Below are 17,299 nucleotides of genomic sequence, written 5' to 3'. Positions count from 1 at the left end.
CACCGCGTCACGATCACTCGTTTGCCTGCACTAACCAAGTGACAGGACACATGCCTTGTTGCAGAAAGACATGGACATTCGATCGGAGACTCATCCAATGACAAGCCGCAGCGGCACCGCTGAGCCCGGACCGGTTTTGCCCAACGCAGCCCCGGGTGAGCTGTCCTCCGCCGAAGCCAAGACACCGCACATCGGGAACACCCAAGCCCCTACATGCTGACCTCGAGCACAATAACTCCCGGGCATCCCACGAACGCACAGGACCAATCCGGGACACCCATGCTGCGGGTCCGGATCCGGAAGGAGTCCTGGAGCTCGAAGCTCGCCCGGCATCCTGTGTGGTTTGCCGGGCTGGTGGGTCTGCTTGCCCTGGTATTCCGAGTGACAGGAGTCGAGCGGGCCAACGACGTCTTCATCGACGAGGTGACATACGCCGATCTGGCCAGGCAACTTGCGGCTGGACAGGTACCTTCAACTTCCGGCTCTCCCTTTTTCCTTCATCCGCCCGGCTCCTACGCACTCAATGCCTTGGTTATCCGGATCATGGGCCTCGATGGGCATCCCATGGACCTGGCACTTCAACTGCGCTGGTTCAACGCCTTCCTGGGCGTGGCCACCGCTGTTGTCTGCTTCATGCTGGTCCGCCGTCTGGTAGGGCTGGGGCCCGCCACCGTGGCCGGCATCATCCTGGCCAGCGACCCCTTCGTGCTCCGCATGGACGGGCGTTTGATGATGGAGACGCCCACTGGCCTGGCGGTCCTGTCCGGTTGGCTCCTGGTCCTGCTGCTGCTCAAGCGGGAACGCCGACACACCAGGCTCTGGCTCGAAATAGCAGCAGGACTGGTTTTTGGTTTGGCGATCGTCATGAAAGACATGACGGCGATTTTCACGGTGGTCCCACTGCTGGCCGGTGTGCTCTGGCGGCGAACGGTTCCTCCGCTGACTGCACTGCGGATTGTGGGTTGTTCCGTGGTTCCGTACCTCATCTATCTGAGCTTGATCACCGCGGGTGGTTTGCTCCCCCAGTTCCTGGAACAAAAGTCCGTGGGTGTCCTGAGAATGGCCGGCGTGGTGCAAATGACCGGCTTCAATGCCGTCCCTGGTGTCGGCCTGCTGGATCGGCTGATGGTTCTGTTGGGGCGCTTCGGCACAAGCTACGTGCTTCTTGGACTTTCCATCGTGGCCGGCGTGCTGGCCGCCGCCTCGCCGCTGGTGGAACGACGCATCATTGGCTTGTTCTCATTAATCACCGGCCTGGTGGGCGTCTACTCCGTGTTTTTCGGTGCGGCTGAGGAGCAGTTCGGCTATTGCGTGGTGCTGGCGGCCTTGGTTTCAACGCCTGTAGCCACGGTCATGGTGGTGACGTGGCGACCCCGCCTGCGGGGTGCCGTAACCGCCGTCGTCATCCTCATGACAGGCCTGGGCCTGTTTTTGGGTGTTCAGGCAAGGTCGGTGGTTGACGACGGGCTGGTCCGTGCGCGGGCCTTCATGAACACGGAGCTGCCTGCGTCCGCGATAGTAGGGCTGACGTCCGTCACGGGTGAGTTCGCACTTTTGCCGCACGAGGGCTGGGAGGTTTTGCCGTCCTTGCAGTCACTGCATGACCGGAACGCGGAGTATGTCCTGACGCAAGGCAGGCAACTGGGCGAAGGGTACGGCTACGCATCACCTGCATTCCTGGACTGGCTAGAGAAGAATGCCCAGCCCGTCTTCACCTTCTCCGGGCCAACGTCCGGGAACACGGTGGTGTGGAAACTGGATCGCGACAAGCTGGACGCCGCTGTGGCGGGCGGAATGACGCTGCCACCGGTGACCGGGGGTTACCCATGAGGCGCGTTAGCCTCTTGACCTTCCTGGCGTTGATGATCCTGGGCTCAACTGTTGGCTGTTCGGCCGGAACCGGGCGCGTTAGCCCTGCCCCGATGGCTTTCGGCGTCCTGGGCTCCAGCTGTTCCCCGGACCGTCTGGCCGCGCTTCGGACGGTTGGAGTTACCGTAGTGGAGCTGCCACTGGCTTGGGATCGCTACGAGCCAGTGGAAGGCCGGGTGGATTCACGCTACGTCGCTGAGGTGCAGGCACGGTTGGACGCGTGCCGCCAGGCCGGAATGGGAGTGATCCTGTCACCGGGCCTTCACTATGCGCCGAACTGGGTCCGGCGGTTGACCGGCGGTGTCCTGAAGGGCAGCTCCGGAGGCGTAGCCCGCCACGGCGGAGCGGAGCTGATCTTCAGCGCTGCAACCCGGGATGCCGCCCAAAAATATCTGGCCCGCGTCGCATCGGATCTCGGGCTGGAGCACTTCACGGCCATAAGGGTTGGTACGGATGCCAGCGGTGAGCTGGGATATCCGGGACCCGAGGATGGCGGAAATGAACGCGAGTATTGGGCCTTTGGTGACGCTCCCCAACGCGGGATCGGACTGGCCGAAGGCGCGGCACGGTCGCCCATGCCAGGTTGGGTTCCGGGCTCCCGATCGTGGAACGGACGATTGGTAACGCCTGAGCAGGTCCGGAACTGGTGGGACTGGTACACGGGATCAGCTGTGAATGCGGTGGTGTGGCAGTTGGGCGAGTTGCGGAAGCTCGGCTACAAAGGGCTGGTTCACGTTCCGGTGGCCGGCCGCGGAGCCTTGCCTGCCGACGTGGTGGAAGCGGTGGAGGGACGCCTCGATGGCCGCGCCAACCCGGATGGCGCCTTGGAGCGCGGCCTTGACTACGTTGCCCAGTTCGCGGTTTTGGCCTCCTTGCCCGGTCTGGCTATTGACTTCACTGGTTTGGACGACGTCTCTGATGTGGTGGCGGGGGCCGCCGATCCCCCGCAGGACCGTTGCCGCCCGGATGATCAAACCAGGTTGGTCCAGGATGACGTCTCTGAATGGTCGTCCCACAGATACACCAGTGCATTGGCGAGGCGCTCCGGGCTCGGGTTGGTCGGCGAAAATCCCGGCCCTCCAGATGCGCCCTTCACTGGGGGTTCCCCGCTCTCCCACAGCCTTGCCGATCAGTTGCGGCTGGCGCCCGAGTACGCCGCGGAGTGCGGGATGAGCATGTTCCTGTTCGGTTTCGAAGAGGACCTCTTCAAGGCGAAAAACCGCGCCGGAAGCGGTGTGGGCGTAGCGGACTACGGCAGGGCGATCCAGCAGCTCCGGGCAGATGGGCGTTGATGCAGCAATCCTCTAAGGCAACGCATCCGGTAGGCTCGGTTCCTGACCTTGGACGTCCTGGATGGTTCGAAGGAAAAAATGGCAATTCGCAGCGCAGGCATACTTCTTTACCGGCAGCCTCCATCTGCTCCGTTGGAACTATGGATAGCCCACATGGGCGGCCCATTCTGGTCACGGAAAGACCAGCACGCGTGGTCCATTCCCAAGGGCGAATTCACTGACGATGAAGACGCCCTGGACGCAGCGAAACGGGAATTTCTGGAGGAAATTGGCTCCCCTCCCCCATCCGTGGACTACGAATTATTGGGGGTTTTCCGGCAGCCCTCCGGCAAACTCATCACCGCTTTCGCCGCCGAAGCCAGGGAATTTCAGCCGGACACAATTGTCAGCAACACCTTCCCCATGGAGTGGCCAAAAGGCTCAGGGGCCATCAAGGAATTCCCCGAAATTGATGACGCACGGTGGTTTGATGAAGCCACGGCCCGGACCAAGCTGGTCAAAGGGCAGCTGCCCATCGTTGATGCGTTGGTCAGTCGGCTAGCGTTAAGGGATGGCCACTGAATACAGGTACGACGTCGAGGTTCTGCACCTATTGGTGTCGCCGGCGCATGCCTACTTTGGTCGTGCCCGGGAGGGGGCTGCGGATGTCCCCACCACGGATGCCCACCACGCGGAACTGGTCACCGGCAAGGGAATTGTTGGGGACAGGTTCTTCGGCAAGGCCGCCCACATGGACGCAGCAGTCACGCTCTTCTCAGTAGAGGCGTTGGAGGCAATCGCGGACGAACTCGACGCCGGTCCTTTTGACCCGTTGCTGACGCGCCGCAATGTTGTGCTCAGGGGTGCCGAGCTGGCGCCCTTGCTCGGACACGAATTCACCCTGGAGTCCGGGGACGATGCGGTGCGGTTGAAGGCGGGCCGCCCAGCCCACCCGTGCGCATGGATGGACCAAATGTTGGCACCCGGCGCCCACAAAGCGATGCGGGGCCGCGGCGGCGTGCGATGCCAGGTCATCTCGGGTGGCCTGCTTCATCGAGGGCTGGCGGTACTGGTGAGCCCCGTCCCCTTGGACCCAGCCAAGGCCGGCGAAGCGAACGTGCTCCGCCCCTCACGCCTGCCCTAGGAATCAATCCCCCCAATCATAAGGTTGCTGTCTTTCCGGGTGTGTCCCGCATAGGGTGATCAGATGGGTACATTGAGCAGCAGGGCGCAAGGAATGGCCGGGGCCACCTTTGCCGGTCTCTTCCGGGCCATCAAGGTCGCCCGTCCGTACCGTCCCATCCATCCGAAGGGCATCCACCTGGTGGGAACGCTCACGAGGGATCCGGGGCAGCGCAGGCCCTCTGGCATCCCGTGGCTGGATGATTCAGGGACCAACCCGGTGAATGCGCGGCTTTCGCGCTCGATCGGATTGCCCGACGCCCTGCCGGACATCATTGGCCTGGCCATACGCTTCACGGAACCGGGCAAGCAGGCCGACATGTTGCTGGCTACCACCGGTCCCACAGGAATCGGCAGGTTCATCCTCCGGCTCCGACGCAACGCCGCATCCGCCGTGTTCTCCAGCATGATGCCCTACAAATCGGACTCCGGACCCGTTCTTATAGCAGCACGCACCATTGAAGGACCTGGGCAATTGCCCGTGGAACCCAGGGCGTTCCGTGCCGCTCTTGGACGTGGGCCGTGGACACTGGAGCTCCATCACGCCAGCCCGTTGGGTCCTTGGTGCCGCTTTGGGACGTTGACGCTCACCGTGGCCGATCACGGCCATGATTCGGACGAGCGTTTCGATCCCGTCCTCAACCCCCTCCCCGGCGCAGGGACGTACGACTGGACACGGCGCCTCCGCGAACCGTCCTACGCGCTGGCCCGACAACGCGGCTGATCCGCTGCCCTCAGGGCCCCTAAACTTCGGCGGCCGGTGCTGCGAACTGTGCCTCGTACAGCCTGGAGTACGCTCCCCCTGCGGCCAACAGCTCCGAGTGCGTCCCCTGTTCCACAATCTGCCCGGCCTCCATGACCAGAATGAGGTCGGCGTCCCGGATGGTGGAGAGCCGGTGCGCGATCACGAAGCTGGTCCGGTCCGAGCGAAGCGCGTTCATGGCTTTCTGCACCAACACCTCGGTCCGCGTATCAACGGAGCTGGTCGCTTCATCCAGGATCAGCACGGACGGACGGGAAAGGAAAGCACGCGCGATGGTCAGCAACTGCTTCTCACCTGCCGACACATTGCCGCCCTCGTCGTCGAGCAGGGTGTCGTAACCCTCCGGGAGCGACCGCACGAAGCGGTCGACATAGGTTGCCTGTGCGGCTTCAACAATCTCGGATTCGGAAGCTGTGGGCCGCCCGTAGGCGATGTTGTCCCGGATGGTCCCGCCAAACAGCCACGTATCCTGCAGCACCATGCCCATCCGCGAGCGCAGTTCCTGCCGTGACAGGGACGCGATGTCCACGCCGTCCAAGGTGATCCGGCCGCCGTCGAGGTCGTAGAACCGCATCATGAGGTTCACCAGCGTTGTCTTGCCGGCACCTGTGGGCCCAACGATCGCAATGCTCTGCCCCGGCTCGGCGACCAGGCTGAGGTCCGTGATCAGCGGCTTGTCCGGCGAGTAGCGGAAGGACACGTTCTCGAACACGAGCCGGCCGCGGGAGGGACCGGTTGCGCTGGCCATCGGCTCTTCGGACTCTTCCTCCTCATCGAGCAGGTTGAAGACGCGTTCGGCGGATGCGACCCCGGATTGGAGCATGTTGGCCATGGATCCGAGCTGGGCCAGCGGCATGGTGAACTGCCGCGAGTACTGGATGAACGCCTGCACATCGCCCAGTTGCATAGCGCCGGAGGCGACCTGCAGGCCTCCCACCACGGCGATACCCACATAGACGAGGTTGCCGATGAATGTCATGGCCGGCATGATCAGCCCACTCACGAACTGCGCCCCGAAGCTGGCCTGGTACAGCTCCGCGTTCTTCGCGCGGAATTTCTCCTGCACCTCGTTCTGCCGCCCGAACACCTTCACCAACGCGTGGCCGGTGTAGGTTTCCTCGATCTGGCCGTTGAGTTCGCCGGTGTTTTTCCACTGGGCCACGAACATTTTCTGGGACCGTTTGGCGATCAGCATGGTGATGCCCAGGGTCAGGGGGATGGTCACCAGGGCGATCAGTGCCAGCAGTGGCGAGAGGATGAACATCATCACCAGCACGCCCAACACGGTGAGCAGGGACGATACTACCTGGCTGATGGATTGCTGCAGGCTTTGGGAGATGTTGTCCACATCATTGGTCACCCGGCTGAGCAGCTCGCCGCGCTGGATGGAGTCGAAGTAGCGGAGCGGCAGCCGGTGGATTTTCGCTTCGATCCGCTCACGCAGCCGGTAGACGGTGCGCTGGACGACGCCGTTGAGGACGTACGCCTGCATCCAACCGAACGCTGAGGCCAGGACATACAGGGCCAGCGCCCAGAGCAGTACTGAGGACAGCGCGCCGAAGTCGATTCCGACGCCGGGAGTGAGGGTCATGGCGCTGAGCATGTCGGCTTTACTGCCCTCGCCTGAGGCGCGGAGCCTGTCGATTACCTCGGCTTTGGTGACTCCTGCGGGCAGCTGTTTGGAGACGACGCCGGCAAAGATCAGGTTAGTGCCTTCGCCAAGCAGCCGGGGCCCGATCACGGACAGCGCGACGCTGACCACGGCGAACACCAGGACCATGGTCAGCCAGAACCGCTCTGGATGGAGGGTGCCCAGCAGGCGCCGGGCGGAGGCACCGAAGTTGGATGCTTTCTCGGCCGGGACGTTCATCCCGGCGAAGGGTCCGCCGCGTCCTGGACCCATGGCGGGCCGTTGGGGTCCCCGGGTGGCCGTGCTCATGCTGCTTCCTCCGATGCCAGCTGGGACGACACGATTTCGCGGTAGGTTTCGGAGGACTCCAGCAACTCATCGTGCGTTCCCTGCCCCACGATCCTGCCGTCGTCGAGCACCAGGATCTGGTCCGCGTCGGCGATGCTGGACACGCGCTGGGCGATGATCACCAGGGTGGCTCCGTTGGTGTGCCGTTTGAGTGCCTGCCGCAGCCGGGCGTCCGTTGCGGTGTCCAGCGAGGAGAACGAATCATCAAAAATGTACAGTTCCGGCTGCTTCACCAATGCCCGCGCAATCGCGAGCCGCTGGCGCTGCCCGCCCGAGACGTTTGTGCCGCCCTGGGAGATGGCCGCGTCGAGGCCACCTTCCATTTCTTCGACGAAGTCCCGCGCCTGGGCCACGGACAGTGCCTGCCACATCTCTTCCTCGGTAGCGTCGGGTTTGCCGTATTGGAGGTTGCTGCGGACCGTTCCGGAGAACAGGTATGGCCGTTGCGGCACCAGGCCGATGTGGCCCCACAATTTGTCGGGGAGCAGGTCGCGGACGTCCACGCCATCCATTCGCACGGATCCGCTGGTGGCATCGAAAAGGCGCGGCATGAGGTTCACCAGAGTGGTTTTACCGGCACCGGTGCTGCCGATGATCGCGGTGGTCTGCCCTGCGGCGGCGGTGAAAGTGACCCCGCTCAGTACAGGTTGCTCGGCACCCGGGTAGGCGAATCCGACGTCGTGCATGGCCAGTACGCCCCGGCGGATACCGGCGGCTACCGGGTTCGACGGCGGCTGGACGCTTGAGGGGGTATCGAGCACCTCACCGATCCGGTCGGCGGAGACGGACGCCCGGGGAATCATCACTGCCATGAACGTGGCCATCATGACGGACATGAGGATCTGCATCAGGTAGCTCAGGAACGCGATCAGGGTGCCCACTTGCATGGACCCGTCCTCGATCCTGAAGGACCCGAACCAGATCACCGCCACACTGGAGACGTTCATGACCAGCATGACCACAGGGAACATGAGCGACATCAAACGGCCCGCCCGCAGCGCTACGTCAGTGACGTCGTCGTTCGCTTTACCGAAACGGGCTGTCTCCATGTCTTCGCGCACGAACGCCCGGACCACCCGAATACCGGTGAGCTGCTCGCGCAAGACCCGGTTGACGGCGTCGATCCTCACCTGCATCTTGCGGAACAGCGGCACCATCCGGGTCACGATCAGGCCGACCGCCACCAGCAGCACCGGGACGCAGACCGCAATCAGCCAGGACAGTTGCGCGTCCTGTCGCACGGCCATGATCACCCCGCCGATGCTGAGCATGGGCGCCGCGACCATCAGCGTGCAGGACATGAGGACCAGTTGCTGGATCTGCTGGACATCGTTGGTGGAGCGTGTGATCAGGGACGGCGCACCGAACCTGGTGACCTCCTGCTCGGAAAACTCGCCGACGCGGCTGAAGATCGCGTCGCGGACGTCGCGCCCCATCCCCATGGCCGCTTTCGCGCCGAAGTACACAGCCACGACGGCACACGCTATCTGCAGCAGGGTAATCAGCAGCATGAGGCCGCCCATGCGCAGGATGTAGTCGGTATCGCCGGTGGCCACACCGTTATCGATGATGTCCGCGTTGAGCGTGGGCAGGTAGAGGGAGGCGATGGACTGCGCCAGCTGGAAGACGACGACGGCAATCAACAGCCGCTGATGCGGCCGCAGGAACCGGACAAGGACCTTCCAAAGCATGAGATCTCCAAGCAGACGCTGTATGAACCGAAGGCCAGTTTACGTCTGGTTGCCGCGGGCAACTAGGGGCAATGCTGTGTCAGGGCTTGAGTCGTAGTTTTCGCGCTTTCTTGCCACTCTGCAGGTACTGGAGCTCTGTCGCATCTGCGGCACTGCGCTCCTGCGCGTGAAGCACCCCGTAGGTGAACGCCGCGTTCCCGACGTCCGACGCCGAGCCCAGTTTCAGCAGCTCTTCGCGGGCCATGGCACTGTCCTGGTGCTCGCCCAGGATCGATTGCACCTTGTGGGCTGCGTCCTCAATCCTGCTGGCGCGCTTGCCGTGCACGCTTCCTACAGCCGCGGCGGCGAAACGCAGCTTTTTGGCTGCCTTCCGGACCTCATGGAAAGCCTTGTCGCGTTGAGGCCCGACGGCGGCACCCACCGCGGCGTCATGGCGTTTGCCGAGCCGTTGGGCGGCCTTGTTGACGAGCTTGGCGGTCGTTTTGCCGGCCGGACGGCTCCCCTTGAGGATGGTGGGTGGGGCTTGGGTGAACTCCTCGAGCTGTTCCAGCAGCTTGTAGTAACGGGCACTGTCCAATCGCTCCCGGATGGCCGACAACGCCGTGTCCAACCTGACCTGCATGCGCTGGTCGAGTTCGTCATGCAGCGGACCCAGCACCAGCTTCGCCGGCAGCTCGTCCAGGGACGCGCGAAGCCGTTCGTGCAGGACCTCCGCATCCCGGTAGCGGCCCAGCGTTTCGGCCAAGGACTTCAGTTCAGATTCAAGCCCTTCCACCGCCGCGGGATCAAAGAGCTTTCGGTAGGTGTGCAGCACCGAACGAATCCGCCGGATCAGGGAGCGCATTTGATGCACGGCGTCATCCCGGTCCTGCCGGACGTGCGCGTCCTGGAGAAGCAGGTCAGCGATTTGCGACTCCAGGTACTCCAGCACCGGAGTAACGGCCGGGGCCTTGCCACTGGAAGAATGCCCAGCTGCTTTCCGGGGCGGCGGCCATGAATCGCCCAGGGCCGTGGCCAACTTGGAGGCACGCTTGCTGGGCACGGCTCCGGCGTCGGCCAGCTGTCCGGCGAGAGCCTCCAGCAATGCATCGTCTTGCCCGTCCTTCGCCGCCAGTTCGAGCTCCCACTCGCGCCAGCGGGACTCACGCGGCCCATCGATGGTTACGAGGGCACGCACCCGGTCGTCGACGAAGTCGGCAAGGCGTCCGCCGTCGTCTCCGTAGAGGGCGAAGCTGGTGCGTTCGGTATTCAGCGTGGCAACCGGCGCCAGCGGCCGACCACGGGTGTAGGCAAGGACGCGTTCCAGGAGTTCGTCGGGAATGGAATCCACGGAGCCCAGTGGGGCCTGGACTTCCGTCCTGTTGCCCGGGCTATGCGGAAGTTTGAGGTGCCAGCCGGCATCGGTACCACCGGTGCGGCGGTGCAGCGTGATCCCGCGGGCGGCCAGGGCCAGGCGGCTGGTGTCGAAGTAGACGGCCTCCAGGTGATGGACCGCGGGCTCACCGACTCTCCCGACGCCCTCGATGGACTCCAGGTCTGGGAGCGGCGTGGACTCATCGGCGTCGAATTTCCGCTCAGTCTCGATGTTGCTGGCCGTTGCCATGTACTCCGTGCTCCTCTGCCGTATCAGCTCCCGGATATGCCGCGAGGGCCGGCCCGTATCAGTGGCCGGCCCTCGTTGGAGCTATCTATTTGGTGCTGTTACCAGTGTGAACGAGTCCGCAGCGCCGCGCTAGATGTCTACCGAGCGGGGGCGGGTGGGATCCAGCGTTCCTTCGCCTGTGTCATCCACGTCGCCGCCAGACACCGTCCCACGCCAGGCACCGGTTTCGTGCCCCTGGGCCTCAATGAACTTCTTGAACTTGTCCAGGTCCGCGCCAACACGCAGGCTGTCCACCCCAAGGGCCGAACCAGCCTTTTCAGTGAGGCTTTCCGGCTCCCACACGATCTCGACCGAGACCCGGGTCCTGGCAGGTTCGAGCGACTCGAAGCTCACCGTGCCGCCGTTGCGGGGGCCGTCCACGCTGGCCCAGCTGACCAAGGTGTCCGGGACCTGTTCCACGATCTGCGCGTTGTACTCGCGCTTTACCCCGCCCACGTTGGTTGAGAAGTGGAGGCCCGTTTCGTCGATCTGCTCAACAGCGTCCACCCCGTTCATGAACTCGGGGAACGTCTCGAACTGTGTCCATTGGTTGTAGGCGACGGATACGGGGACGTCTACTTCAATTGACTTGTTTACGGTGGCCATAGGTTTTGCTCCTTCGATCGTGTCTCGGGTGCTTTATTGCGGGTGGTGCCAGTGGCACGCCAGCCGGCTGGCTGCTTAACCGGAGGCGCGCCTGCTTAAGCGCGCCAGCTGGAGTTTTTAGCCGGCGTCGAAATCTTCTTCGTCATCGTCATTCGGAGACTCCTCTTGGGGGAGGTCGTTGCCGCTGCCGTCCGGCAAGTCATCGTCGTTGCCGTCCGGCTGCAAGGACTGCTCGGCGTGCGACTGTTCTTCAGTCCCGCCGAAGCGACCAGCGCCCGGCTCCCCTGAGCTGTCCGAGTCTTCGGGGTCCAAGTGGCTGAGGTTCGGCGCACCGGTGGCGAACGTTTCGCCGTCGGGGCTGTCCTGGCTGAGTCCGGCTTCGGAGAGGTCTTCCTCCACCCGGGGCTGCGCTTGGCCGCCGCCGGCTTCCTGCTCCGCGGTGGGAGTGCCGTAGCCGCCCACTTCCTCTTCCGGTGTGGCGTTCTGCTTGTCCATGCGACCTGTCCTTTCCAAAAGCGGTGAACGTGTATATGGAACTCTTCGAACCCCTAAGGGCGTTCTATGGCATGTCCATGCCCTACTACCAAACTAATCAGCAAACTTAGCATTTGCAAACAGCGGCTACCTTGGCAATGTTGATTCGTACGCCGTGAACTCGGAGCGCAGCCTCACGCCGTCGGGACCCATCACCGCGATGTCCTCCCACAACACCAGGAACGATCCCCGATGCCGCCATCGCAGCAGTTGTGCCACGGGCCAAGGCTGAGACAAGTCCTGCCGCTCATACCCGAGGAACGACGTCGCCGTCCGGGGACTCACCACGATGCCCACCATCCGGGCACGGCTCAATAGCTGCGCCGGTGCAGCGTCCAGGGCGAACCTGACGTCCGACACCTCGCCCAACCGTCCGCCACTGCTGTCCATGACGTCCCTGCCCAGAATGTCATTCAGGATCATGCCGGCCTCCTGGAATTTTCGCGATGACCTGGTCCCGCATCCACCGCTCAACCCAGGAGGCATCGAGTGAATTGGCTCGGACTCCCAGCGAAACCACCGTATCCACGCCAGCCACCATGTCCCACGGAATCCTGATGAACCTGCTCGACGGCGGCCTGCCGCCGAAGATCCGCGTACCGAGAACCGCTCCGGTCAGCAGGGCCGTGATGTGGGGAGCCTCGGCTCCTTCGGGGATGGGTTCATCAGGTGCGGGGCCGCTCAACTCCACGTCGTCAACCGTGGTGACGGGTACGCCGTCGACGTCCAGTATTTGCCGGTCCAGCAAGTGCAGCTGGGCATCCAGCACCAAGCCGGCCGTACGCGGCGCGGGCTTGATGTCCTGAGCCGGAATCGGTTTCGCTTTTCTCATGCCCCTGCTCCCGTCGCAATCATGAGGGGGATGGCCGCCACTGAGGCCACCAGGATGATGACCAAGTAAACGAAGGCCACAATGTTCACAGCCCGGCCGTTGACGTGCTTGCCCATGTACTGGGGATCGTTCGCCACGATCAGGATGGGCAGGTAGGTCAGCGGCAGCGCTATCGCCGAAAACACCACGGAATATTCGGTGACCAGGATAGGGTCCACACCGGTGGCCAGGACAGCGACACCCGCCAGCAGGACCACGATCATGGCCACGTGGAAGCGGGCCGCCTCCGCCGGCCGCCGGAACTTACCCCAGGACCAACCGAAGAATTGGGCCAGCGTGTACCCGCTGGACAGGGTCGTTTCCAGCGCAGCACCGAACGTCGCGGCGACAACGCCGAGGATCAGGACAGCCAACGCCAGTTGCCCGCCCGCCTGGATGACTGGCAGCGCGACCTGCGACAGCGTCGTCACGCTGATGCCGGCCGGCAGGAGGACGACGGCGGCGCACGCCGCGATGGCGAGGGACAGGAAACCTCCCAGCGGGAAGCCCAACAGGACGTTGATCCGTGATTGCACCAGGTCCTTGACCTTCCAGCGTTCCTCCACGGCACCGGAGGAGAAGAAGAACACTTCGTAGGGCGTCATGGCCGCCCCAAACAGGGCGATCGCGTAGTACCAGTACACGCCGGAACCCTCCTCCGAGGGGATTGAGGGGTTCAGCGCCTGGGAGGCGAGCGAACCCCAGTCCGGCTTGAGGAGGAAGAGCGCTACGGCGAAGACCACCAGGGACAGGCCTACAAGCCCTGTCACATTTTCCATGATGCTGAACTTCACCCGCCATATCACCAGCCATACCGCGATCAGGGCGAACGGAACCCACAGCATGTAGGAAACGCCGCTGGCCAGCTGGAGGGCCAGGGCAATTCCGCCGATCTCCGCAGTGACAGTCATGAGGTTGATCAGGAAGGATGCGGTGAGATTGGCAAGGCCCGCCCGCGGTCCCATGCGTTCCCGGATCACTTCAAAGGTGGCCCGCCCAGAGACGGCGGCGACCCGTCCGGACATATTGGCGAACAGGCAGATACCCACCACACCCACAAGAACAACCCATGCGAGTGAGAGGCCGAATCGGGAGCCAACGACGGCGTTGGTCACAAGGTCCCCGATGTCGACAAAGCCCCCGATCGCTGTCAGGATGCCGAGTGCAACACCGAGGAGCCGTTTCACTGGATGCCGGCCTTGGTCATGAGGGCGTCAAGTTGTTCAGTGGCCGTTCGGAGTTCACCCTGGACCGCCGGGAGCTGGACACTTCCTGCGAGGTCCGTTCCGCCGTCAGGTGTTGATGTGGGTGCGGCTAGGGCGTCCCTGGCGTGGAGGAGAGACCGTGAAATGGCGGAGAAGCAGGCCAGCATGCTGTCCCGCAGCGACTGTTCATCCTGCGTTTTCGCGCCGAAATGTTCCAGCTGATCGGTGGCCGATTGCATGCCCTTGAGCATGTCGTCCGCAGTGGTAGTCGCCGCTGCCGCCGTCGCGCGTTCCTGGAGCCTGAGGTCCACCGCCAGGGAAGCGGCGCGAACAGCGGAGGCGGCTTCCTTGGCAGGGCCTTTAAGGGAGTCCGCTGAAGGGCTTTGGGCGCACCCGGAAAGCAGTCCGCCCACGAAGACCAAGGCGGCCAGGGTTGCTGCCAGAAGCTTCCAGCTTCGGGTCATGACGGCTTCGGAATCTCACACCCGCCTTGGGGATTCAGGCCGGTGTAATTCAGTGGACCCGCGACGATGTTGAGCGCAATGGTTGCAAACTGCGAGCATTGCGCGGGCGGGTCGCTGTAGTAACCCCGCTGGCCGGCAGCCACCGCTCCAATAACCAGCCACACCACTACCAGAAGCCCGATGATTGAACCGAACCGCATATCAACCTCAATCGCTGAGTTGGCTGCACCCCGCCGCAGTCACTGATTACGAGTGCGGCCGCAGCCGGAATTTCTTCCGCCCGCGGCCGCAAAAGCCCACTGTCAGTCCGTGGGATTGGTTTCGGTGGTCAAACCGCGATTATCCGCGGTTTTCTCATCCTTTTCCTCTGCCGGTCCCGGCGGATTTGCTGATTCGCTGGGTCCGGCATCAACGGCATCCTCTGGAGCTTCCTCGGGACCGTCGCTGACCGGCACCTGCCCACCGGTTCCGGGCACGTCCGGGTCCCTGGGAAGGGGGCGCCCGGGCGTAGTTGTTCCGTCGCGAACCTGGGCGTAGCCGGCAACTTCGCTTGGATCAGTTGTCATACGCGAGACCGGCCCCGGCCCAGCACCCATCCAATGAGGGCCAGTACCAGCAGGATAATTCCTACCCACAGCAGGAAACTGAGGGCTTGGTTAAATCCACCGACGAGAAGCAAGATGATCGCAATTACGCCAGCGATTATCAGGAGTGTGTTCATTGAGCTACGCATCCCTTCAATAAATGTTTGTCTATTCAGGAAGGCGTCCGCTGGTACCCCCGGAGGAGCGCCACCCATGCCAACGGGCACCGATCGGAGAAATTCATCTCCTTATCGCTTACGTACCCTCCCGGAAAAGAGTTCAAACGAACAATTGCCCGGCAGAAGCACGTTCACAGCATCATGATAGGCGTGCAATGACTTCCAGCGCAGTAGTTGGTCAGGAAACTTAGTAACCTTTTGATGAAGAAGCTCCCAGAGCACGACTGATCTCCCGGGCGGTTCCTGCTGCAGCCTCGCCGTACTCCTGGTACTTGGTGGGAACAATCCTGCTTGAGGGCCCCGAAATGGAGATCGATCCCGCCGCCACGCCGCCGGGCCCCAGAAGCGGAACACCGATCGAGGTGATGCCAGTGCTGAGCCCCTGCTCGTTGATGGAATACCCTCGGGCCCGCGTGTCTCCGATCATCGCCCGGAGCTTGGCCGGGTCCACGACCGTTTGCGGTGTCAGTGCTTCAAGCGGACCAGCCAGGTATTCCTCGACGAAAGCTTCATCGGCGGCTGACAGGTACGCCATGCCGGTCGAGGAGGCGTGCATGGGCAGACGCGAGCCCAGCGGCAGGAAAGCCCGGAGGACGTGCGGCGTGTCCAGGCGCTCGATGATGAGCATATAGCGGCGGTCCGGCACCGCCAGGTGGACTGTTTCGGTGGTGTCCAGTTGCAGCGCGTTGAGTGGGCCCATGGCGGCGTCGCGGATGACAGATCCGCTGCTTCCACGGCTGGCAACAGCGAACGCGTGATTGGTCAGGACCCATTTGCCGGCCTGGGCTTCGGACTGCGAAACCCAGCCCAGCTCCCCCAGTGTCCTCAGAACCCGGAGAACCGTGGCCTTGGGAACATCCACTTCCCGGCTGAGTTCGGACAAACCCGCCGGCTGGTTGTCGGAGACCGCTTCAAGCACCCGGATTGCCGTGACCACACTCTGCGTACTCATCCACTCTCCCGCTTGACGGCCTTTTCCCTGTCCTCTACATTACAGGCGACTTCCCAAAATGAACCGTTGGTTCATCCAGTGAACCGAAGAAGTTTGATTGGAGAACGGGCTATGGAATTACAAATTGCGGCTCTCGCCATCTTTGTGGGCGTGTTCGTCCTGGCTACCCTGCGCAAAGTGCACATCGGAGTGCTCATGTTCGCAGCGGCAGCAGGCGTCGGCGTGTGGATGGCGGGGATGACCATCGACAAGGTAGTAGCGGGATTCCCCATCGGAATCCTGGTCCTGCTGGTAGGCGTCACCTATTTCTTCGCGATCGCCCAAGCGAACGGGACCATCGACGTGATCATTGAGCGGGCCATTGCCAAAGTCGGTGACCGGGCATTCTTCCTGCCGCTGGCCTTCTTCGCGCTGACCATAGGCATTTCGGCCATGGGTTCGCCCTTGGCCGGACTGGTCATGGCGCCCATTGGGATGCCGCTGGCCAAACGGTACGGCATCGACCGCATGCTCATGGGGATCGCCATCGGCTCGGGCCTCAGCGCTGGAGGATTCGCCCCCACCAGTTTGTTCGGCATCGTTACCTATGGCACGGCGCGGGCAGCGGGGATCGACCTCGATCCGTTGGTTCTCTTCACCGTGGCACTTGGCACCAACCTGGCTCTCGTAGCTGCCGCCTACGTCCTCTTCGGCGGCTTCAAGCTGCTCAACACCCGCACCACGGACGGTTTTGGCACAGCCGTGCCACGCTTCAGCAAAGAACGCCCGACGCCGTCACACCCCTTTGAGCGCGACGGCAACATCGCGCGGGGCAAGCAAGCGGCGCAACAAACCATCCAGGTCCTGGATGGACCGCGCACGGAGGCACCGGCGTCGGGCCCTCAACTCAACCGCAACCAGGTCATCACAGTGCTCTGCATGGCGGGTTTGGTCCTCACCGTCATCCTGATGTCCGCGCTCGGCGCCAGCCCGGACATCGGCGTTCTGTGTTTCGCTTTCGCCTCGGTCCTCACCTTGTGCGATCCGCAATCCGGCAAGTCGGCCGTGGCCAAGATCGACTGGTCCACGGTCCTGCTGGTGGGCGGGATCATCACGTTCGTCGGAGTGCTTCAGACCATGGGAGCGGTTACCCTGCTCGGCGAAGCAGCCGGCGCCGTCGGAACCCCGCTCCTGGCCGCGCTGGTGATCTGCGCGATCGGCGGGCTCGTGTCCGCGTTCGCTTCCACCACCGGCATGCTCGCGGCCCTTGTGCCGCTTGCCTTGCCACTGGTGGCCTCCGGTGACATCGCCGGGTGGGCGGTCATCGCGGCGCTGGGTGTGTGTTCATCCATCGTGGACGTTTCACCGTTCTCCACTGTCGGCGCCACGTTCGTAGCCACAGTCGACGCCGACGAACGTCCCCGCATCACCACCCTCCTCACCCGGTGGGGCCTGTCCATGGTGGTGGTCGGCCCGCTCCTTCTGGTGGGTGCCCTGGTGTTGCCCTCCAGCCTCTGAATCCGCTCCAA

Annotated in this window: 19 protein-coding genes; 7 read left to right on the top strand and 12 right to left on the bottom strand. The window is 63.4% G+C overall.

What is annotated here, in order from left to right:
• The first annotated feature begins 97 nt into the window (after positions 1-97).
• From NEK97_RS09665 to NEK97_RS09640, 6 genes are all read left to right on the top strand, one after another.
• Positions 98-220, top strand: coding sequence for a hypothetical protein (locus NEK97_RS09665; RefSeq protein WP_255773709.1), 123 nt, complete (start codon positions 98-100; stop codon positions 218-220).
• Complete coding sequence (locus NEK97_RS09660) at positions 214-1,830, top strand: glycosyltransferase family 39 protein (protein ID WP_257369641.1); 1,617 nt, start codon at positions 214-216, stop codon at positions 1,828-1,830. Before NEK97_RS09665 ends, NEK97_RS09660 begins: the two co-directional genes overlap by 7 nt.
• A complete protein-coding gene (locus NEK97_RS09655) occupies positions 1,827-3,161 on the top strand; it encodes a glycoside hydrolase family 5 protein (protein ID WP_257369640.1) in 1,335 nt (444 codons plus the stop codon). Before NEK97_RS09660 ends, NEK97_RS09655 begins: the two co-directional genes overlap by 4 nt.
• Positions 3,162-3,239: 78 nt before the next feature.
• The gene (locus tag NEK97_RS09650; RefSeq protein WP_257369639.1) at positions 3,240-3,722 is read left to right on the top strand and encodes an NUDIX domain-containing protein; all 483 of its coding nucleotides are present in this window, start codon (positions 3,240-3,242) and stop codon (positions 3,720-3,722) included.
• Positions 3,712-4,284 carry an MOSC domain-containing protein gene (locus NEK97_RS09645; protein ID WP_257369638.1) on the top strand — a complete coding sequence of 191 codons (573 nt, stop codon included), beginning with the start codon at positions 3,712-3,714 and terminating at the stop codon, positions 4,282-4,284. Before NEK97_RS09650 ends, NEK97_RS09645 begins: the two co-directional genes overlap by 11 nt.
• Before the next feature lie 63 nt (positions 4,285-4,347).
• On the top strand, positions 4,348-5,046 hold the full coding sequence (locus NEK97_RS09640) for a hypothetical protein (RefSeq protein ID WP_257369636.1): 699 nt from the start codon (positions 4,348-4,350) through the stop codon (positions 5,044-5,046).
• 19 nt (positions 5,047-5,065) lie between these two features.
• Here the strand turns inward: NEK97_RS09640 and NEK97_RS09635 are convergent, their stop codons facing one another.
• The 12 genes from NEK97_RS09635 to NEK97_RS09580 form a co-directional block, all read right to left on the bottom strand.
• On the bottom strand, positions 5,066-7,024 hold the full coding sequence (locus NEK97_RS09635; protein WP_306672934.1) for an ABC transporter ATP-binding protein: 1,959 nt from the start codon (positions 7,022-7,024) through the stop codon (positions 5,066-5,068).
• Complete coding sequence (locus tag NEK97_RS09630; protein ID WP_257369634.1) at positions 7,021-8,754, bottom strand: ABC transporter ATP-binding protein; 1,734 nt, start codon at positions 8,752-8,754, stop codon at positions 7,021-7,023. The genes NEK97_RS09635 and NEK97_RS09630 overlap by 4 nt, the downstream gene beginning before the upstream one ends.
• A gap of 79 nt (positions 8,755-8,833) precedes the next feature.
• Positions 8,834-10,357: a CYTH and CHAD domain-containing protein gene (locus tag NEK97_RS09625; protein WP_257369633.1), complete on the bottom strand. Its 1,524-nt coding sequence runs from the start codon at positions 10,355-10,357 to the stop codon at positions 8,834-8,836.
• A 129-nt stretch (positions 10,358-10,486) separates the two neighbouring features.
• Positions 10,487-11,002: an SRPBCC family protein gene (locus NEK97_RS09620; RefSeq protein WP_257369631.1), complete on the bottom strand. Its 516-nt coding sequence runs from the start codon at positions 11,000-11,002 to the stop codon at positions 10,487-10,489.
• Positions 11,003-11,119: 117 nt separating this feature from the next.
• On the bottom strand, positions 11,120-11,497 hold the full coding sequence (locus NEK97_RS09615; protein WP_257369629.1) for a hypothetical protein: 378 nt from the start codon (positions 11,495-11,497) through the stop codon (positions 11,120-11,122).
• A gap of 126 nt (positions 11,498-11,623) precedes the next feature.
• The gene (locus tag NEK97_RS09610; RefSeq protein ID WP_257369628.1) at positions 11,624-11,959 is read right to left on the bottom strand and encodes a PRC-barrel domain-containing protein; all 336 of its coding nucleotides are present in this window, start codon (positions 11,957-11,959) and stop codon (positions 11,624-11,626) included.
• Complete coding sequence (locus NEK97_RS09605) at positions 11,946-12,368, bottom strand: hypothetical protein (protein WP_257369627.1); 423 nt, start codon at positions 12,366-12,368, stop codon at positions 11,946-11,948. Before NEK97_RS09605 ends, NEK97_RS09610 begins: the two co-directional genes overlap by 14 nt.
• Complete coding sequence (locus tag NEK97_RS09600) at positions 12,365-13,594, bottom strand: Nramp family divalent metal transporter (protein ID WP_257369626.1); 1,230 nt, start codon at positions 13,592-13,594, stop codon at positions 12,365-12,367. Before NEK97_RS09600 ends, NEK97_RS09605 begins: the two co-directional genes overlap by 4 nt.
• The gene (locus tag NEK97_RS09595) at positions 13,591-14,076 is read right to left on the bottom strand and encodes a hypothetical protein (protein ID WP_257369625.1); all 486 of its coding nucleotides are present in this window, start codon (positions 14,074-14,076) and stop codon (positions 13,591-13,593) included. Before NEK97_RS09595 ends, NEK97_RS09600 begins: the two co-directional genes overlap by 4 nt.
• Positions 14,073-14,276 carry a hypothetical protein gene (locus NEK97_RS09590; RefSeq protein WP_235517602.1) on the bottom strand — a complete coding sequence of 68 codons (204 nt, stop codon included), beginning with the start codon at positions 14,274-14,276 and terminating at the stop codon, positions 14,073-14,075. Before NEK97_RS09590 ends, NEK97_RS09595 begins: the two co-directional genes overlap by 4 nt.
• Positions 14,277-14,378: 102 nt before the next feature.
• Positions 14,379-14,642 carry a hypothetical protein gene (locus NEK97_RS09585; RefSeq protein WP_235517603.1) on the bottom strand — a complete coding sequence of 88 codons (264 nt, stop codon included), beginning with the start codon at positions 14,640-14,642 and terminating at the stop codon, positions 14,379-14,381.
• A 384-nt stretch (positions 14,643-15,026) separates the two neighbouring features.
• Positions 15,027-15,791 (bottom strand): IclR family transcriptional regulator, encoded by a 765-nt coding sequence (locus NEK97_RS09580; RefSeq protein ID WP_257369624.1) that lies wholly within the window; start codon positions 15,789-15,791, stop codon positions 15,027-15,029.
• 111 nt (positions 15,792-15,902) lie between these two features.
• On the opposite strand from NEK97_RS09580, the gene NEK97_RS09575 reads away from it, so the two are divergent.
• Positions 15,903-17,288, top strand: a complete 1,386-nt coding sequence (locus tag NEK97_RS09575; protein ID WP_257369622.1) for an SLC13 family permease — start codon at positions 15,903-15,905, stop codon at positions 17,286-17,288.
• Positions 17,289-17,299: the final 11 nt, after the last annotated feature.

Origin of the sequence: Paenarthrobacter sp. UW852, from assembly GCF_024608385.1 — a bacterium.
GTDB lineage: Bacteria > Actinomycetota > Actinomycetes > Actinomycetales > Micrococcaceae > Arthrobacter.
Note: the sequence above shows the minus strand (reverse complement) of the source record. Positions and strands in the feature narration are given on the sequence as shown.